General features: G+C 53.4%; 11 protein-coding genes. 2 read left to right on the top strand and 9 right to left on the bottom strand.

The window, feature by feature from the left end:
- Window positions 1-45 precede the first annotated feature (45 nt).
- The 7 genes from ACAW75_RS25020 to ACAW75_RS24990 form a co-directional block, all read right to left on the bottom strand.
- Window positions 46-3792 (bottom strand): hypothetical protein, encoded by a 3747-nt coding sequence (locus ACAW75_RS25020; RefSeq protein ID WP_370731521.1) that lies wholly within the window; start codon window positions 3790-3792, stop codon window positions 46-48.
- A gap of 111 nt (window positions 3793-3903) precedes the next feature.
- A complete protein-coding gene (locus ACAW75_RS25015) occupies window positions 3904-5382 on the bottom strand; it encodes an FtsZ/tubulin family protein (RefSeq protein WP_370731520.1) in 1479 nt (492 codons plus the stop codon).
- A 111-nt stretch (window positions 5383-5493) separates the two neighbouring features.
- Window positions 5494-5868 carry a hypothetical protein gene (locus ACAW75_RS25010; RefSeq protein ID WP_370731519.1) on the bottom strand — a complete coding sequence of 125 codons (375 nt, stop codon included), beginning with the start codon at window positions 5866-5868 and terminating at the stop codon, window positions 5494-5496.
- Window positions 5869-5976: 108 nt separating this feature from the next.
- Window positions 5977-7254, bottom strand: a complete 1278-nt coding sequence (locus ACAW75_RS25005; RefSeq protein WP_370731518.1) for a hypothetical protein — start codon at window positions 7252-7254, stop codon at window positions 5977-5979.
- Between the two features lie 102 nt (window positions 7255-7356).
- The gene (locus ACAW75_RS25000; RefSeq protein ID WP_370731517.1) at window positions 7357-7968 is read right to left on the bottom strand and encodes a hypothetical protein; all 612 of its coding nucleotides are present in this window, start codon (window positions 7966-7968) and stop codon (window positions 7357-7359) included.
- Between the two features lie 110 nt (window positions 7969-8078).
- Complete coding sequence (locus tag ACAW75_RS24995; protein ID WP_370731516.1) at window positions 8079-9473, bottom strand: efflux RND transporter periplasmic adaptor subunit; 1395 nt, start codon at window positions 9471-9473, stop codon at window positions 8079-8081.
- Between the two features lie 105 nt (window positions 9474-9578).
- Window positions 9579-11129, bottom strand: coding sequence for a TolC family protein (locus ACAW75_RS24990; protein WP_370731515.1), 1551 nt, complete (start codon window positions 11127-11129; stop codon window positions 9579-9581).
- A gap of 41 nt (window positions 11130-11170) precedes the next feature.
- Between ACAW75_RS24990 and ACAW75_RS24985 the strand changes: the two genes are divergently transcribed.
- Window positions 11171-12028 carry an aminotransferase class IV gene (locus ACAW75_RS24985; RefSeq protein ID WP_370731514.1) on the top strand — a complete coding sequence of 286 codons (858 nt, stop codon included), beginning with the start codon at window positions 11171-11173 and terminating at the stop codon, window positions 12026-12028.
- Window positions 12029-12169: 141 nt separating this feature from the next.
- Here ACAW75_RS24985 and ACAW75_RS24980 read toward each other — a convergent pair whose 3' ends face one another.
- The gene (locus ACAW75_RS24980) at window positions 12170-12850 is read right to left on the bottom strand and encodes an ABC transporter ATP-binding protein (protein ID WP_370731513.1); all 681 of its coding nucleotides are present in this window, start codon (window positions 12848-12850) and stop codon (window positions 12170-12172) included.
- A 36-nt stretch (window positions 12851-12886) separates the two neighbouring features.
- Between ACAW75_RS24980 and ACAW75_RS24975 the strand changes: the two genes are divergently transcribed.
- The gene (locus ACAW75_RS24975; RefSeq protein WP_370731512.1) at window positions 12887-13336 is read left to right on the top strand and encodes a hypothetical protein; all 450 of its coding nucleotides are present in this window, start codon (window positions 12887-12889) and stop codon (window positions 13334-13336) included.
- Between the two features lie 125 nt (window positions 13337-13461).
- On the opposite strand, the gene ACAW75_RS24970 is transcribed toward ACAW75_RS24975, so the two are convergent.
- On the bottom strand, window positions 13462-14535 hold the full coding sequence (locus ACAW75_RS24970; RefSeq protein ID WP_370731511.1) for a DUF4097 family beta strand repeat-containing protein: 1074 nt from the start codon (window positions 14533-14535) through the stop codon (window positions 13462-13464).
- Window positions 14536-14771: the final 236 nt, after the last annotated feature.

Here is a 14771-nt window from a genome sequence, read left to right as displayed (position 1 = left end):
CCCCTTCAGGGCGGTCCGCCGTTGCGGGTTGGGGGTCACGACAACTCAAGAGGCAATTTGCTTCGATAACTCGTACAGAGCGTGCTTCAGAGGAAGAAAGAAGTACGTCTCCGACACGGCCTGATTCGGTTCCTGCTCGAGGCCAGTTCTGGCCAGCATGTAGCTATCGTACAGCGCCCCGCTCCGTGTTACATCTGAACCAGCCAGGAATGACAGGTATTGCTCCGGCGTTTGAATGTTGTGTTCGCTCAGGAAATACGCCACATCCCGGTCAGTGAGCGTTTTTTCCAGGAACGTCTTCACGTTGGTCAACACCGAGTCGTGGAAGGTCCGGTCGCTGCTTACCTCACCAATCTTCGTCCGGCGATATTCAAAGGGTGCGTTGATCACTTTTGATGTCGACGGCGCAGGCGTTGATCCGTAGCCCGACTGGCTTTGCGTTGGCGATCCTGAACCTGGGTGCGTTCCCCAGCTTGAGACAGGTGCACCAAAACCAGTTGCTTCCTGCGTAGTCGTATACGATGTGTCGGCGGCGGTTCCGCGTTCGGGTGACGGCAGTGATTTCTGTTCAACCGGCGCGTTGCCCCAGTAGCAGGTTGTCTGGCGACTGTTGTACTTGTCTTTCTCCATTGAGCTGGCGTTTTCGAACAGCACCGCTCCATTGGCCGTTGTCTCTTTCGGATTTTCGCTCAACACCACCTCGAAATCGGGCGGAACGGGCAGCGTGGTATACGCCCGGAAAAGCATCTTGGTAAACTCGATCAGTCGCCGCGATGAACCCAGCATTTTCAGGTACTGGCTACCCCGCCCCGTAAAGGTCAGGTAACGCGGCAGGCCCATCTGGTTGGCTTCGATCAGTTGCACCAGGTGGTACACAATGGCCGAATAATGCAGGAACAGCACGATCCGCAACGCTGGTCGACCATCCACAATCGACTGCGTGAACTTATAGTGCGCATCATTACGGAACAGCAGGCTGACGATATCCTCAGCGCTCAGATCATTGTTGGCCAGGAACGTATCCAGGATCTGATCTTCCGGCGCTGGCGCCTGCGTCAGTGTCCGGCGGTATTGCAGGTAGTTTAGAATGAAACCGTTATCCTTCAGGTGCGACGGATGCCCCTGCTGATTCAGGCCACCGCCCCAGATGTCGTAGCCCGCAAACCGGAATGAGGTGTTCAGGTATTTGTTCTGCTGCTTCATGAACAGCATGATGTCGGCCGTACCACCTCCAATATCCACGTTCACCGCGTCGGCAAAAGATTTTACGCCTTTCGTAACCAGGAAGAAATGCGGCGCCAGCGATTCAGGAATTGGGTTTGGCCGGAAATATTGCGTGGACTTGAAGACCCGCCGGAACGCATTTTCCCACTCGGCAACCAGTTTATCTTCCGTATCAGCCTGCATACTCGTTGGGGCCAGCCACGTCACCTTAGTGTCGGTCAGATTACCCTGGTTGAGCAAAATCTTGTTCCGCATCATCAACAGCAACGTCTCGAAGAACGCCCGAACGCGAGGCCGGTTCATGGGGTCGCCGGGCTGGTTCTCGAACAGCCATTTCAGGTTAGTCACGTACCGGTTAACGCCCGTACTGCCATCTTCGAGGTCGATATTGAACCCTAAATTGATCTTGCTGAACAGGTTGTCGCCGCTATCAGATGAGCCGGTCTTTTCGTAAACCGTTGTCCGAAGGGGGAACGAGAAGGGCGAACCGTACTGACTACCCACAATAGCTGGCATGAATTCGCGCCGGATAAATCGCTCCATTTCGGGCAGGCTGCCGTAGCTCACCGGCAACCGATACCGGGCATACGGCGTCTGTGCTTCGTACCCGTCATACGGCTTGTTGAGCGATACCATCTGTAGTTCATCAGCGTCCAGATTCACCTTATCGTCGCTGATTGTCAGCGTCTTCGGATCAGCATTACCGAGATTTGTGTCTACGTAGGCCACGTGTGTATTTGACGTACCGAAGTCGATGGCAAACGTAAATGGCTTATACCCCCGCTCACTGATGATCGTGAACTTCGGAAGCACCAGCCCGCGGTACGGAACACCATTCCGCTGCAGTTGCACTTCCATCAGGTCGAACGCCTGCGGTACTTTGTAGTAATACGAAGCTGCCTGCGTTGGCCCTGATTTAGGGGTCCGATGGTCGGGGGCGGGCACTACCAATGGCTGGTTGTTCACCACCTGCGCAAACTGGAAGAACCGCACCGACCGACCTGCATGGAAATTCGCGTCGTCTTTGCTGCCATCCAGCAACATCACGTTGTATTCGTTCAGCGCCTGTAATTGCGCGTCGGGCACGGTGATCTTGTAGAACGGAAAACAGGCCAGCCCCGCCCGGAACTCGATCATCGTGTCTGGATTCCCCAGATTATACTCTTTGCGGAAGGTAACCGTCCGGTTGTTCTTCACCGGAATGGTCAGCGACGCGATGATGACCCGCTCCATGCCCCGGTCTTCGGTACGCAGGGTCAGCTGCTTGGTCAGATCCTCCATGCGGAAGAAGCTGAAGTACTCTTTCCGAACAGGCAACAAAAACTCCATATCGCCCGGTGTACCGGTGAAGAATCGGCCACTGTTGAGCTTGTACGGCATCCGTATCAGGAAGTCCTCCAGGAAATCGTCGGTCGTTACAAACGGATATTTCACGTTGTCGACACCCGGCAGGAAGCGTTCCGACAGCAGAAAACCACCGCCCAGATCGCGCTGCCGCATAATAACGGTGTTGCTGTTCCAGTTGGTGTTTTTCACGTACCGGCCCGCTACATCCATGCGCGAGGCCAGCGCCAGTGGTTTGCGTACACCCGTGGCAGCACCGTTGCTGGTTTCGCGGGTGTAGTAATCCACCGTTGGTACCATCAGGAAATCGGAGTTCTCTTCGATGTCGTTCAGCACGTCGTCTTCACGAACGCGGTAGAGCGGCATACCCGGCAGCACCTGCAATACCGACGTGCTTTCGCCACGTACCTGGATCGGCTCAAAATTGCTCAGCGTCACCCCCGCCGTAACGGGTGGCACCACGGCGCTATCGAAGAAAACCCGGTAGAGATACTCCTTGAACCCGCCCGGCGGCATCAGGTTGTTATACTGCTCGTACCAGCGGCGCAGGTACGTAGTAAATCCTTCGTCACGGGCACTCAGCGGCACATAATCGTTCTGAAACAGCGTACGTCCCGTGCTACTCTTCGGCGGATCGATAAACTTGTTCTGGCGCTCCTGTTCCCAGTTTGGCGTAGTAAACACCAGTGTCAACGGTGATGTACCACCCAGCAGGGCCCCTTTATAATAGATCAGGGTTGTGGCCTGAACAGACGCCAGTTCATTCCGAAAATCGAGTTCCAGCGCTTTGGCCAGCACCTGATGCGGATGCCGCGCCAGGCCCATGGCACCACCGCCACCCGTAGCCGATGCCAGTTTCCCCAGCCGCTCGCTCCGGTTCCAGAGCTTATAGGTCAGGTCGTCGGAATTTCCCGCCTGAAACAGCAGTTCAAGGAGGTCGAGCGTGTGTGATACCAGCACGTGATACATGCTCAGTTCGGCCGGTTGGAGGTTATTTTTGACCATCCTGAACGCCGTATCGAACAGGTACAACCGCGCAAACGGCGATGGAATGGACGTACCTGCCTTGGCCGCCGAACCCGCCGCCCCGCCAGCAGCGGCGGTCAGCGTATCGGGAATATGTTCAATGCGGTTACCCGTCAGTCCCGCCGGACTGCCCGTCCAGCCGTTATGATTCTGCTGGCTAACATTCGGGTCGGTATCTATGCGAAGGATGTGAGGCATCTTTTTATGTCTTCAGTTTGCCGTTTACTGTTTACAGTTACCCCGCTATTACCCGAAACGTGCGTGATGCAGCGCAACAGAAAACGGTAAACTGAAAACTGTAAACTGATTTTATGCGTCGGCTAGCTGACGGTTCAGCGGGCCTAATTTCTCAATACTCTTATCGGCAACTTCCATCAAAAGCTGCATAAAGCGGGCTTCGCTGGTTGGATACGCCGCTTTCAGACTGTTTTGCGCTTTACCCGCTGCTTCCTGCAAAAAGCCTTCGCTGATGCCTTTGCTAAAGAAACTCGTTTCGATCCGTTTCGACCGGATTAAGCCGTTAAAATCGCTGTCCAGATCAAACGGAGCAAAGCTGCGGTCGTTCACAGCCAGTTCGCGGAGCCACGTTTTGTAGGCGTTGATGAAGTTATCGAGCGAGGTATAGAACGTACCTGAACGCAGCGTTTGCGGCAGATTCAGTTCTTTAGCGAAGGCTTCGCCCAGGTTGTTCGGCACAAAATCGGTATAGAATTTGGCGGCGTAGGTAAACCGAACCATCGGCTCCAGCAGGTTCTGGTAGGTTGTATCACCGAAATGCGCCAGATCAAGGCTCCGGTCGTTGCGGCGGAGGCCATATTCGAGGTAACGTTTGTCGCTGCTGAACTCGCCGGGGCCACGACGGGCAAAATCGAGCACGGCTTCGGCGGCCAGCATTTCCACTACATGGGCGTTGTTAGCCTGCTTGGCCCCACCCTCAACGTTCGGATACAGCTTGGCACCGGGACGGTCGCCAATGTAATACAGCGCGTCGAGGTCGATCTGACTTTGATAATACGACAGCGCCGCTTTCGTTTTCGAGAGGAAGCGATTCTGGTCAATAGCGCTCTGGCTGTTTTCTTCCAGCGCAAAATAGGGCATCACCGTCACCGCGCCTTTCTTGGCATTGCGGATCGGCATCTTCTGGCTGGGGTGTTGCAACAGCTTCACCAGTTGCGGAAAACCGGCCGACCCCGTTCCACCGAAAATAGAACTGATCACGAAGATCCGGTCGGTCTGGTCGTTAAAGGCACTGATGAAGTACTTGTACACCGGCGAATCTTCCAGCGCGTTGAACACCACACTACCGATGTTCGGATTGCCTTTAAAACCCACCGACAGGTTCAGTTTCAGTTCAGCGTTGGTCGGTTTTGCGGAGTTGTCGTACAGCAGCTTCAGGAACTCACGGTCGATTTCCTCCATGCTGCTCACATTGAGAAACTCCTCGAACGTACCCTGATGATCGGTCAGTTTGGGCAGCACCGAATCACCAATCTGTTGTTGCGCATTCTCGGCCTGCAACGTACCCAGCGGCTGCAGCGATGTCCCGAAGAACGGCCGCTTTCCATTGCGATCCTGCGGACCGTTCGGGTAACCGGCTGTTCGGAGGCTGCGATACAGTTCCACCAGGCGCAAGGCACGTTCGGTGTCGCCGTTCTGCATGTCCATATCCAGCAGAATCGGAATAATCGTCAGATCATTGGGTACGTTGGCCCCCGAGGCCAGCAACATGGTCAGCGACCGCAACACGCGGGCACCCGTACCACCAATACCGAAAAGGAAAAGTTTCATGGGAAAGGGAGTTTCAGGTGTCAAGTTTCAGGTGTCAAGTGGCGCTGCCTATCAACGGTCTGTTAAGTAAGCAGCGCACTTGACACCTGACACTTGACGCCTGAAACTCATTTAAAATGGTGTTCTCTTGGCAAAGATGGATGCGTTCTTCAACGCCAGGGAAAATAAAAAAAACAGGACAGCCGCCAGCAGCACATTAACGCCACCAAAGCCAGTCATGTACGAGTCGGCATCATCGGCCCCGGTGCGGTCCTTCGCATACCAGACAGCATAGGCGTAGGCAAAGATCAACGTACCGACCAGGGCAATCGCCCAGTGAAGGATGCGATGGAACACGGGCTTCCAACGGCCCAGGGCTACATAGAAAACAACAGCTACACCAAGTGCCACCAGCAGTGTCATGGTCCCCACCGGCGTAAAGATTTCGTCGACGTAGATCGGGTCGTTATTTTGACCAAGAAAGAGTTCGTAGATGGATGTGAACATGGAAGGGAGTTAGTCTCAACGTAGCCCCCCGCCCTAAAGGGAGCCCGCTGGCGCACCAATGTAGCTGATGCGCCAGCGGGCTCCCTTTAGGGCGGGGGGCTACGCCAGTTAATTTTTACTTAGTTTAATAGTCATTGCGGCGAATTCATTGCCATTTGTCTGGTACGCTTCCCGAACGCCAGTCATCAGGTGTTCGAGCGCGAACGTTTTGTTCCGCCGCCCTTCGGCCGATCGATCGTCCATCGTTGACCAGTCCACGTACCATGAATCGAAGCGAACAGGGAGCCTGAGGGTCATTGCGGCCTCGTCGGCAAACAAACTAGAAACGCGGAAGGTGAGTATGTGCGTATTCTGACTCAGGAGTTTTTGTTCCCGATCGCTCATACGGCCCGTTTCAACCGCTCCTTTTCGCTGCACTTTCACCAGCTTGATCTCCCCATTGTCAACGGTAGTAGACAGGTTTTTTTGCAGGTACGTTTCTGCCTGTGCGTAGTCGGGCAGACCTGCCAGATTCAGACCGATAGCGAATTCGATGGGTTTGGCTTTTCGGCCCATCTCAATGTTGGTGAGGTTGTTGCGGTCGGCCCGCCACTCGCCGCTTTTATTTAGACCGAAGAACAGGTCATACTGTTTCAGCGCACCCGCCGCGCCAAAATCAAGCCGTTTGGCCGGAGCGGTCGACAGGCTTTCCAGCAGTTGCTGCGTGAACGGACCGATCAGGCTTTGCCTACCGATGATCCAGACGTAAAATGGCCTTGATTCGCCCTTTAGTGCCTGTTTCTGGTTCTGATAGGTATAGTACGTGCCATTAAACGGTGAGGTAAAGGCCAGCACGGTAGCGCCAATGCCCTGCTTGTTGAAGGTAGCAAATTGATCGTAAATGCTGTTCTTCAACGTGCTCGATGCATCGTTACGGTTCACCTCCGGGTTACGTTTGATATCGGCATCAGGGAACGAGAGAATGCAGTCAGACACGAAAATGGCTACGTTATTCCCCTTTGCCTTTTCACCCACCTGCCTGAAAATCTGGTGTAGTTCCGAGCTTTTCCCCGTTGCCAGTGGCGTAGTCGCCATCTGCGCCACAAAGGTGTTTACGTCAGCGCTGACAGGCTGCGGTTTTCCCGAAATCGTATAGAGCGAAACCGGCTTGATCTGGTTAGCCTTTGTGACTACGTCGGCAACAACATCTTTGAAGGTGGTACCCCCTTTCAGGTAACCGCCCATACTGGCCGATGTTTCCAGAAAAAAGTGGACAGTACCAACTGTCTCGGCTTTGGCAGGGGCCGTTGTCTCATCGTTTGGCGTCCGCTTTTTCCCGCCGCCGCAAGCGGCAACAGTTAAGGCGATCAGTAGAAAGAACAGGGCATTTCGTGTGTGTAGGGTCATGGATACGTGTTTATGGTCAACAGGTCAGTGGTCAACGTTGAGTTGGCTATGCATATTCTTCACAGACAGCACAACGTTAATGATGACCCTTACAGGTTGAACTCATTTAGACCGATAAGGTAAGATGTAAACGGCAAAACCTAGTGTTAGTAGCGCATAGGCATACCAACCGGTTGCATCGTCGGCTTCGAAACCGTCGAATGTTCGACCAACGTAGGCAAATAAAGAGGACCAGCCAATGAGCCAGAAAGTCCAGCGAATTCGACGGCGGCTTCCGGCTGAACTCATGAAGAAAACGGCCTCCAGCACCAGCAATATGGATGCAGCCATACCAAAGGTCGATTCAACCAGGCGGGGGTTTGGGCTTGCGTAGCCGCTCTGTTCACCGCCCGACAGCATGAGCAGAATCAACGCGCCAATGGCAAGTACAGCACCGATCCAACTGATGCCACGCCCGGAACGTACCTGAGCAACTGGCGGTGCGGCGGTAACCTGCGCATTAGCTCGCTGTGGTGGCCGTATCGGCAGGCTCGCATCATGTTGGCTGCCGCCCGTGTCAACCAGCACGCCAGTACGCAAAGCTACAGGTTGACCAGCGGCAACAAGGCCCTGACTACTAACCTCGTCGAGCCGGAAATACTGTATTTGTCCCGCTTTAGTCCTGAGCAGGCCACATTGGGTGAGGGAATCGTAATGAATAATGGTACCGTGCATGAAAAAAGTCGTCTGTTTTCTGTTCACTGTCTTCTGTTGCGCTGCTAAACCAAAGTCAGGTAAGTTAGCAGCGCAACAGAAGACAGTAAACAGAAAACAGTAAACTGTTTTTATTCGTCGTCCTTCTTCGCTTTCTGCTTGTTCGGATCACGTTTAGTGACCAGATCGCCCGGTTTAAGCTTTTTAGAAACCGCCAGAAAAGGCCCCGAAATAACCTGGTCGCCAGGTTTCAGACCAGATACGATTTCAATATTCTCGAAATCACTGATGCCCGTTTTCACTTCACGCTGCGCTGCCTTTCCGTTTTGTGATACGAAGACAATCTCTTTGATCGCTGCCTTTTTGGCTGTGTTCTTCGACTCGTCGACGGCATTATTGTCCGATGGTTTCACGTCTACAATCTTCGAGCTATCGGCCCGGGTCGTTACAGCAGCGATAGGTACGGCCAGTACACCTGCCTTTCGGTCGGTGATCACTTCAACCGAGGCCGTCATCCCCGGTTTGAACGGGAAGCCTTTGCTACCCAGTTTCTGCGACAGGTCAGTGTAGGAGCTGTTCAGAATCTTGATTTTCACTTCAAACTCAGTCACGGCATCGGTCGATATCGCCGACGCTGCGCCTGTGCTGCCCGCCAGACCGTTAGCCGTGTTGGCTACTTCTGTAACAATCCCTTTGAATTTCTTACCCGCTGTGGTGTACGAGTCTACTTCTATGTCGGCGGTATCACCCAGCGTTACGCGGACAATATCGTTCTCATTCACGTTGACGCGCACCTCCATGTTGTTGAGGTTGGCCAACCGCATAATTTCTGTACCCGCCATTTGCGACGTACCTACCACGCGTTCGCCCTGTTCAACATTCAGCTTCGATACGGTGCCGTTTACAGGCGAATAAATGGTGGTTTTCCGCAGGTTTTCTTTGGCATCGCGCAGGCTGGCCTGGGCACTCTGGATGCTGAACTGGGCAGCACGAACATTGGCTTTTTGCGCCTCAATATCCTGTTTGGCTACATTGTAGTTGGCTTCAACTGTTTCAAAATCAGCTTGTGAAATAACTTTATCGGCCAGCAGTTTTCGGCTTCGCTCATAATCCGCTTTCGTACGGATCAGCCGGGCTTCGGCCTGCAACACCCCCGCTTTCGACTGTTCAAGCTGGGCTTTGCTCTGATTCACGGTTGCTTCGGCACGGGCCGAAAACGATTCGTAGTTATCAGGGCGAATACGGCACAAAAGCTGGCCCGCTTTGACGGGGTCACCTTCCTTCACATACATGGCAATGATTTCTCCCGACACGTCCGGGCTGATTTTCACCTCGATTTCAGGCTGCACCCGACCCGACGCGCTCACCCGTTCGATGATGTCGGTCCGTTGCGCGATGGCAAAATCAACGTCGGTAGTGGGGGGCTTCCCAATAATGCCGGTTTGCTTGGCGGCTACCAGACCACCAACGACTAACACGGCTGCGATGCCCAGTATCCACCAGAGGCGGTTCGATTTCTTTTTCATGATGCTTAAAGAGTGAAAGAAGGGAAGAGTGAGAGAGTGAAGGGGGGTATATAGCAGCTGTGCCTATTCCGCGAGTGGTCACTCTTTCGCTCATGCACTCGTTCACTAGTCAAAAGTGAGTGGCTTGTTCTGGTAAAAATCTAAGATTTTGGTGCGGAAAACGTAATCATATTTGGCCTGCACCAGGCTGGCGCGGGCCCGGTCGAGGTTGCCTTTTGCCACGTTGTAATCAGTCGAGTTCAGCGCACCGGCATTGAACCGGCTTTCCGATGCCTGGAACGCGCGAGCCAGTTGCGCCACCTGTGCCGCCGTGGCCCGATACCGGTTCGATGAGGCCTTCAGGTTCGTATAGGCCGTTTCAATCGTTTGCCGGAGTTGCAAGCGCGTGTTGGCTGCGGCAATCTCTGAGTTCTGCTGTTGCAGCGATGCACTTAGAATACGCGTTCGGGCCTGCGACCGGTTGAAGATCGGAATCTGCAACTGCAGGTTCACCGACCGGTTCAGGTTGTTGCCCAGTTGCTCGCCAAAGGTGTAATTCTCACCCCGGTAATTGGTTTGCACAAAAGTGACCGTTTGCGGTATTCCGTTAAATAAAACAGTTTGATCTACCTGCGTTGTTCCATCGGCAAACAGTTTCTGACGACCCACGTTCGAGTACAGCGTATTTACGTTACCATTCAACGTCAGGCTGGGCAACAGGTTGGCCCGGGCCACCTGCACGCCAACCGCATCGCTGCGAACGCGGAGATCAGCCGCTTTAATATCGGGCACAAACTCCTGGGCAATGTCATACACCTGCTGCGTAGTGGCATTGTAAGGGTCCAGCGTCGGGTCGGGTACAGCGATCGGCTGCACATCGAATCCGTTCGTGGTTGGTCCGCCGGCAGGTACGTTCATGGCCTGCAACAGAGCCAGTTTAGCCAGGTCGATATTATTCTGCGCGTTCACAATGGCCAGCTCATCATTGGCGATCTGCGCCCGGATGTCGAACAGGTTCGCCTCTGGCAACGATCCGGCATTCACCAGCCGCTGTGTGCGGTCTAGCTGCGCCTGCGATACTTCAATTTGACGCTGCGCCACCACCAGTTGCTCCTGCCCCGTCAGCACGTTCAGGTAATTCTGCACGACGGTCAGCGTCACGTTGTTTTCCGTTGCCTTCACCGAAGCTTCATTCGACTGCCGAAGCAAATCATTCTGCCTGATCGTATTCTGCAACAGGCCGCCATTGTAGACCGTCACCTGGGCCGTTGCCTGGAAGTTGTTCGAAAGTACCCCCTGGTCAACGAAGGCGTTGGTGGCTGGGTTAATGTTCCGACCCGAGTTGTACCCCTGGCTCAGAAACGCGCCCACGTTGGGCAGTCGGTTCAGCCGCGCCTGCCGAAGTTGTGCTTCAGAATTTTGCAACTGCAACTGGCTCTGGCGAATCGTCAGGTTATTAGCCAGCGCAATATCAATGCATTGTTGCAGCCCCAGCCGTTGCGGAACAGCCTGCCCTGTGCCGGGAGCAGCAGTTGGTTGAGTTGGCGCGGGTGTTGTTGCAGCGGGCGGGCCACCTACTGTTGTCTGGGCCCAACCTGTCGTTGACAGGCCGACCGACAGAAGACAAGCGACCAAGCCGCCAGACAGGCCCATTCGTGTGACGGGCAATCGAAACATAATCATGAGCAGTTAGATAGGTCAATGTTACACGCTTACTTTTGGCACGACCACCGATTTGGGATAAACGGTGGAAAATCGCCATGAATCTGGTTTATAACTCGGATATACTTCCAGAGGCTGCATTCAGCCTCCCCCCCACCGACCGGGCTTTTCAGTACGGCGATGGCCTGTTTGAGACAATTCGGTATGAGGCTGGTCAGGTCTGGTTCTGGCCCGACCATTACGATCGGCTCATGCACGGCATGGCAGCGCTTCAGCTGGACGTACCTGACGGCTTTAGCGCCCAGCATCTGTCCGATACCATCCTTGATCTACTTCAACAGAACGGACTTACCAACACCACAGCGCGGATTAAACTTCAGGTCTGGCGGCAACCCGGTGGCCTGTATACGCCGACCACCCACGCTGCCAACTGGTTACTGACGGCAAAAGCTGGCCAGCCTTTCGCGCTTACGGATAAGCCCCGCCTTGGCATTTTTCGCGATATCCGCTTATCACCTTCGCGCCTGTCGGCGTTCAAAACGCTCAATGCGCTGCCCTACGTTATGGCGGGCTTGTATCGGCAACAGCATAACGTTGATGACGTCGTATTGCTCGATACCAGGGGCCATCTGGCCGAGTGTGTAGCGTCGAACCTGTTCTGGATAAAGGATCATCAGCTGTACACACCGTCGCTTGAATCGGGTTGTATCAATGGCATTATCCGACGCCAACTACAACGTACCCGGGGTGGATTCTCCCAGCCAATACAGGAAGGCTTGTTTCTGCCAACAGTGCTGGAATCGGCCGACGCTGTTTTCTGCACAAACGTGAGCGGTATACAAACGCTGCTGGGTACGTCGCCCGACCACCTGACAGCTATAGTAAGCGGCTTAACTAATGGTACACGGATATAAGGGATTAAAAGCGATTGACACAGATTTGTGGATTTAAAGGGATTTGCTCTGCATCTTTTCAAAGTTCCGCTTTAATCTAAAAATCCGCGTGAATCGCTTTAAATCCCTCAAATCCGCCTACCATCAACCTCAACATACCACTCACACCGAGGCGGGTTCTGTTTCCAGCCAGCCATCTTTCAGGCGAAGTACCCGGTTGCCATATTCGGCGTTGGTTTCCGAGTGCGTTACCTGAACAATGGTCACGCCGTCTTTCTGATTCAATTCCCGGAACAGTTCCATGATCTCCGACGCCTGTGCTGAATGGAGATTGCCCGTTGGTTCATCGGCGAAAATCACCTTGGGTTGCGCCACAATAGCCCGGGCAATGCCGACCAGTTGCTGCTGGCCACCCGATAGCTGGCTGGGGAACAGATCTTTCTTCGCCACAATGTTGAACCGGTCGAGTACGTCGGCTACGCGGCTTTTTCGTTCATTGCCCGGTACACCTTTGTACAGCAGGGGCGTTTCTATGTTTTCGTAAACGGTCAGTTCATCGATGAGGTGATAGGCCTGAAAAACAAAGCCGATGTGGCTGCGATGCAGTTCGGTGCGGCGTTTTTCCGATAGTTTCTGAACAGGTTCATCCAGGAAGCGGTATTCGCCTTCCGACGGTTCTTCCAGCATACCCAGAATATGCAGCAGGGTGCTCTTACCCGAACCGCTCGGCCCCATAATCGAAACAAACTCGCCTGCTTCGATAGTCAGGTTGATAGTACGGAGTACGTAGGTACGTCCGAACCCCGCCGGATAGTACTTTGACACGTTCGAGAGCTGAATCATAATTAGTTATATTTGACAAGGTTAAATGCTAAGATTATGTACCATCCCCACTTCGACGGTCCGCTGATGTTACACGATGACATGGGTACGTATGCACCACGAATCCATCAACGCATCATCGCTAAACTTACTGCCGGGCTTGGCTATCTCTACTATCAGAAGAAGTCAATCAAGTTGGAGCCACTACCCGAAACGATGGTCAACGAAGACCAAGCCAGTGCAACACCTGATCTGATTCTAGTTGACCCTACCACCGAATTTATTCACGTAGTGATTGAGGTCTGCAAAACAACTGGATTGAAAAGTGATATACAGAAAGTCATCAAACTTCTTGACAACGATTTATACGACATCCAGGAAGGGTTCATCTACGATTACAAAACAGAAAAATGGTATCGATACAAGGCAGGTAGCGGTGGGCTGATCGACGAATCTTCCTGGTCAGATGTGTTGGCTTTAGACCTGAACGAATTCCTCGTCTTCTAACGTACCTATGCTATACTGGTAAGTTCAATCGTCGTGCCATAGCGCAAAAAAGGCCCAAATCGCTCGATTTGGGCCTTTTTTGCTTTTCCTATCGTCCGCAATCGGACAGGTGGCGGACAAACAAATCAGTTTTGATTGACGTACACGCTACCGGAATTGGCGGTGAGGCGAACCGGAATACCACCACCATTCATTTTGCCCACGATCCGGTCTTTTTCGGCCGATCCGCTGAAGTTGGTCAGGGGTGCGCTCACCCGGTTTCCGCTCAGGTCGAGGTCCATGCCTTTGTTCATCGGCATATTCACCCGCACGCTCCCGGCCGATGTTTCCAGCTTTACGAATTTGTCTACACGGCTCATGGCCACTTCAACGCTGCCCGCGCTGGTTTCGGCATCGATGCTACCCGCCATGCTCCGAATCCGAATGCTACCGCCCGATGTGCTGGTGATCAGCTCCCCATCGATGCCATCACCGTTAATGCTGCCACCCGATGTTTTTGCTTTGATTACCCCATTCAGGCCCGAGAGCCGGATACTGCCGCCCGAGGTGTTCAGGTTGATCGTTCCGTCAGAGTTAGCCGCGTCAATGCTACCACCCGATGTTTCCAGATCGATCTGGTTGTGGCAATCGGTCAGCTTGATACTTCCGCCCGATGTTTGCCCATCAATATTTCCTTTTAAATCAGCCAGTTGAATACTTCCGCCCGACGTTTTAAACTGCTGCTCCCCAGCCAGGTGGCTCATTTTGATGCTGCCGCCCGACGTACTAATGTTCGTTGAAAGTGTACGGGGCGTATAAAATTTAAAGCTGATGCTCAGCCCTTTTTTCCAGTTCCAGTTGTTATTTTTCTGCTTGGCCGTTGCCACCAGCGTGCTCCCCTCCTGCCGGATAACGATATCGTAGTTTGAAAGCCGCTCTTCAATTTCGTCTTTGCTGAGTTCGTCTTTCCCGTTCCAGTTGTTCGAGTGCACATACATCTCTACACGCGCTTCTGATCCGCTTCCACCTTCAACCAGCAGGCTGCCGCCCGATGTTTGCGAGCGTAGGGCGCTTATTCCATTGAACGTCTGTGTTTTATACGGCGTCTCATCAAGGCTGTTGATCTGGATGGCTACTTTCTCGCCCGAGAATGAAGTCATCGTTAACAGGGAGGTAACAACCAGCGCCGAAGCGAGCAGGGTAGCAGATGCAGTTTTCATAAAATAATACCGGTTATACTGAGTTTTCTAAAAGATGCAGTTTAGGCTGCAGGCGTTGCATAGACCCTGCCAGCGACGTACCTACCAGTAGCGAAAAAGTATGCCATAAACATATCTCATTAATTATCAGATATTTATGATCTAGTTGTTCGTCCGAAAGCGGACAAGTGCATGCGCAATACCGGACATGGCGGGAGTAGGTTTCCGCTAGAAGCTTAATTTTTTTGCCTGCCTAA

The organism is Fibrella arboris, from assembly GCF_041321095.1.
GTDB classification, from domain to species: domain Bacteria; phylum Bacteroidota; class Bacteroidia; order Cytophagales; family Spirosomataceae; genus Fibrella; species Fibrella arboris.
The sequence above is the reverse complement of the archived record's forward strand: the minus strand, read 5'-3'. Positions and strand labels throughout refer to the sequence as shown.

Excerpts from the sequence above, each read along its gene's own strand:
- ACAW75_RS25020 (WP_370731521.1), bottom strand. The coding sequence starts at position 3,792 with ATGCCTCACATCCTTCGCATAGATACCGACCCGAATGTTAGCCAGCAG.
- ACAW75_RS25015 (WP_370731520.1), bottom strand. The coding sequence starts at position 5,382 with ATGAAACTTTTCCTTTTCGGTATTGGTGGTACGGGTGCCCGCGTGTTG.
- ACAW75_RS25010 (WP_370731519.1), bottom strand. The coding sequence starts at position 5,868 with ATGTTCACATCCATCTACGAACTCTTTCTTGGTCAAAATAACGACCCG.
- ACAW75_RS25005 (WP_370731518.1), bottom strand. The coding sequence starts at position 7,254 with ATGACCCTACACACACGAAATGCCCTGTTCTTTCTACTGATCGCCTTA.
- ACAW75_RS25000 (WP_370731517.1), bottom strand. The coding sequence starts at position 7,968 with ATGCACGGTACCATTATTCATTACGATTCCCTCACCCAATGTGGCCTG.
- ACAW75_RS24995 (WP_370731516.1), bottom strand. The coding sequence starts at position 9,473 with ATGAAAAAGAAATCGAACCGCCTCTGGTGGATACTGGGCATCGCAGCC.
- ACAW75_RS24990 (WP_370731515.1), bottom strand. The coding sequence starts at position 11,129 with ATGTTTCGATTGCCCGTCACACGAATGGGCCTGTCTGGCGGCTTGGTC.
- ACAW75_RS24980 (WP_370731513.1), bottom strand. The coding sequence starts at position 12,850 with ATGATTCAGCTCTCGAACGTGTCAAAGTACTATCCGGCGGGGTTCGGA.
- ACAW75_RS24975 (WP_370731512.1), top strand. The coding sequence starts at position 12,887 with ATGTACCATCCCCACTTCGACGGTCCGCTGATGTTACACGATGACATG.
- ACAW75_RS24970 (WP_370731511.1), bottom strand. The coding sequence starts at position 14,535 with ATGAAAACTGCATCTGCTACCCTGCTCGCTTCGGCGCTGGTTGTTACC.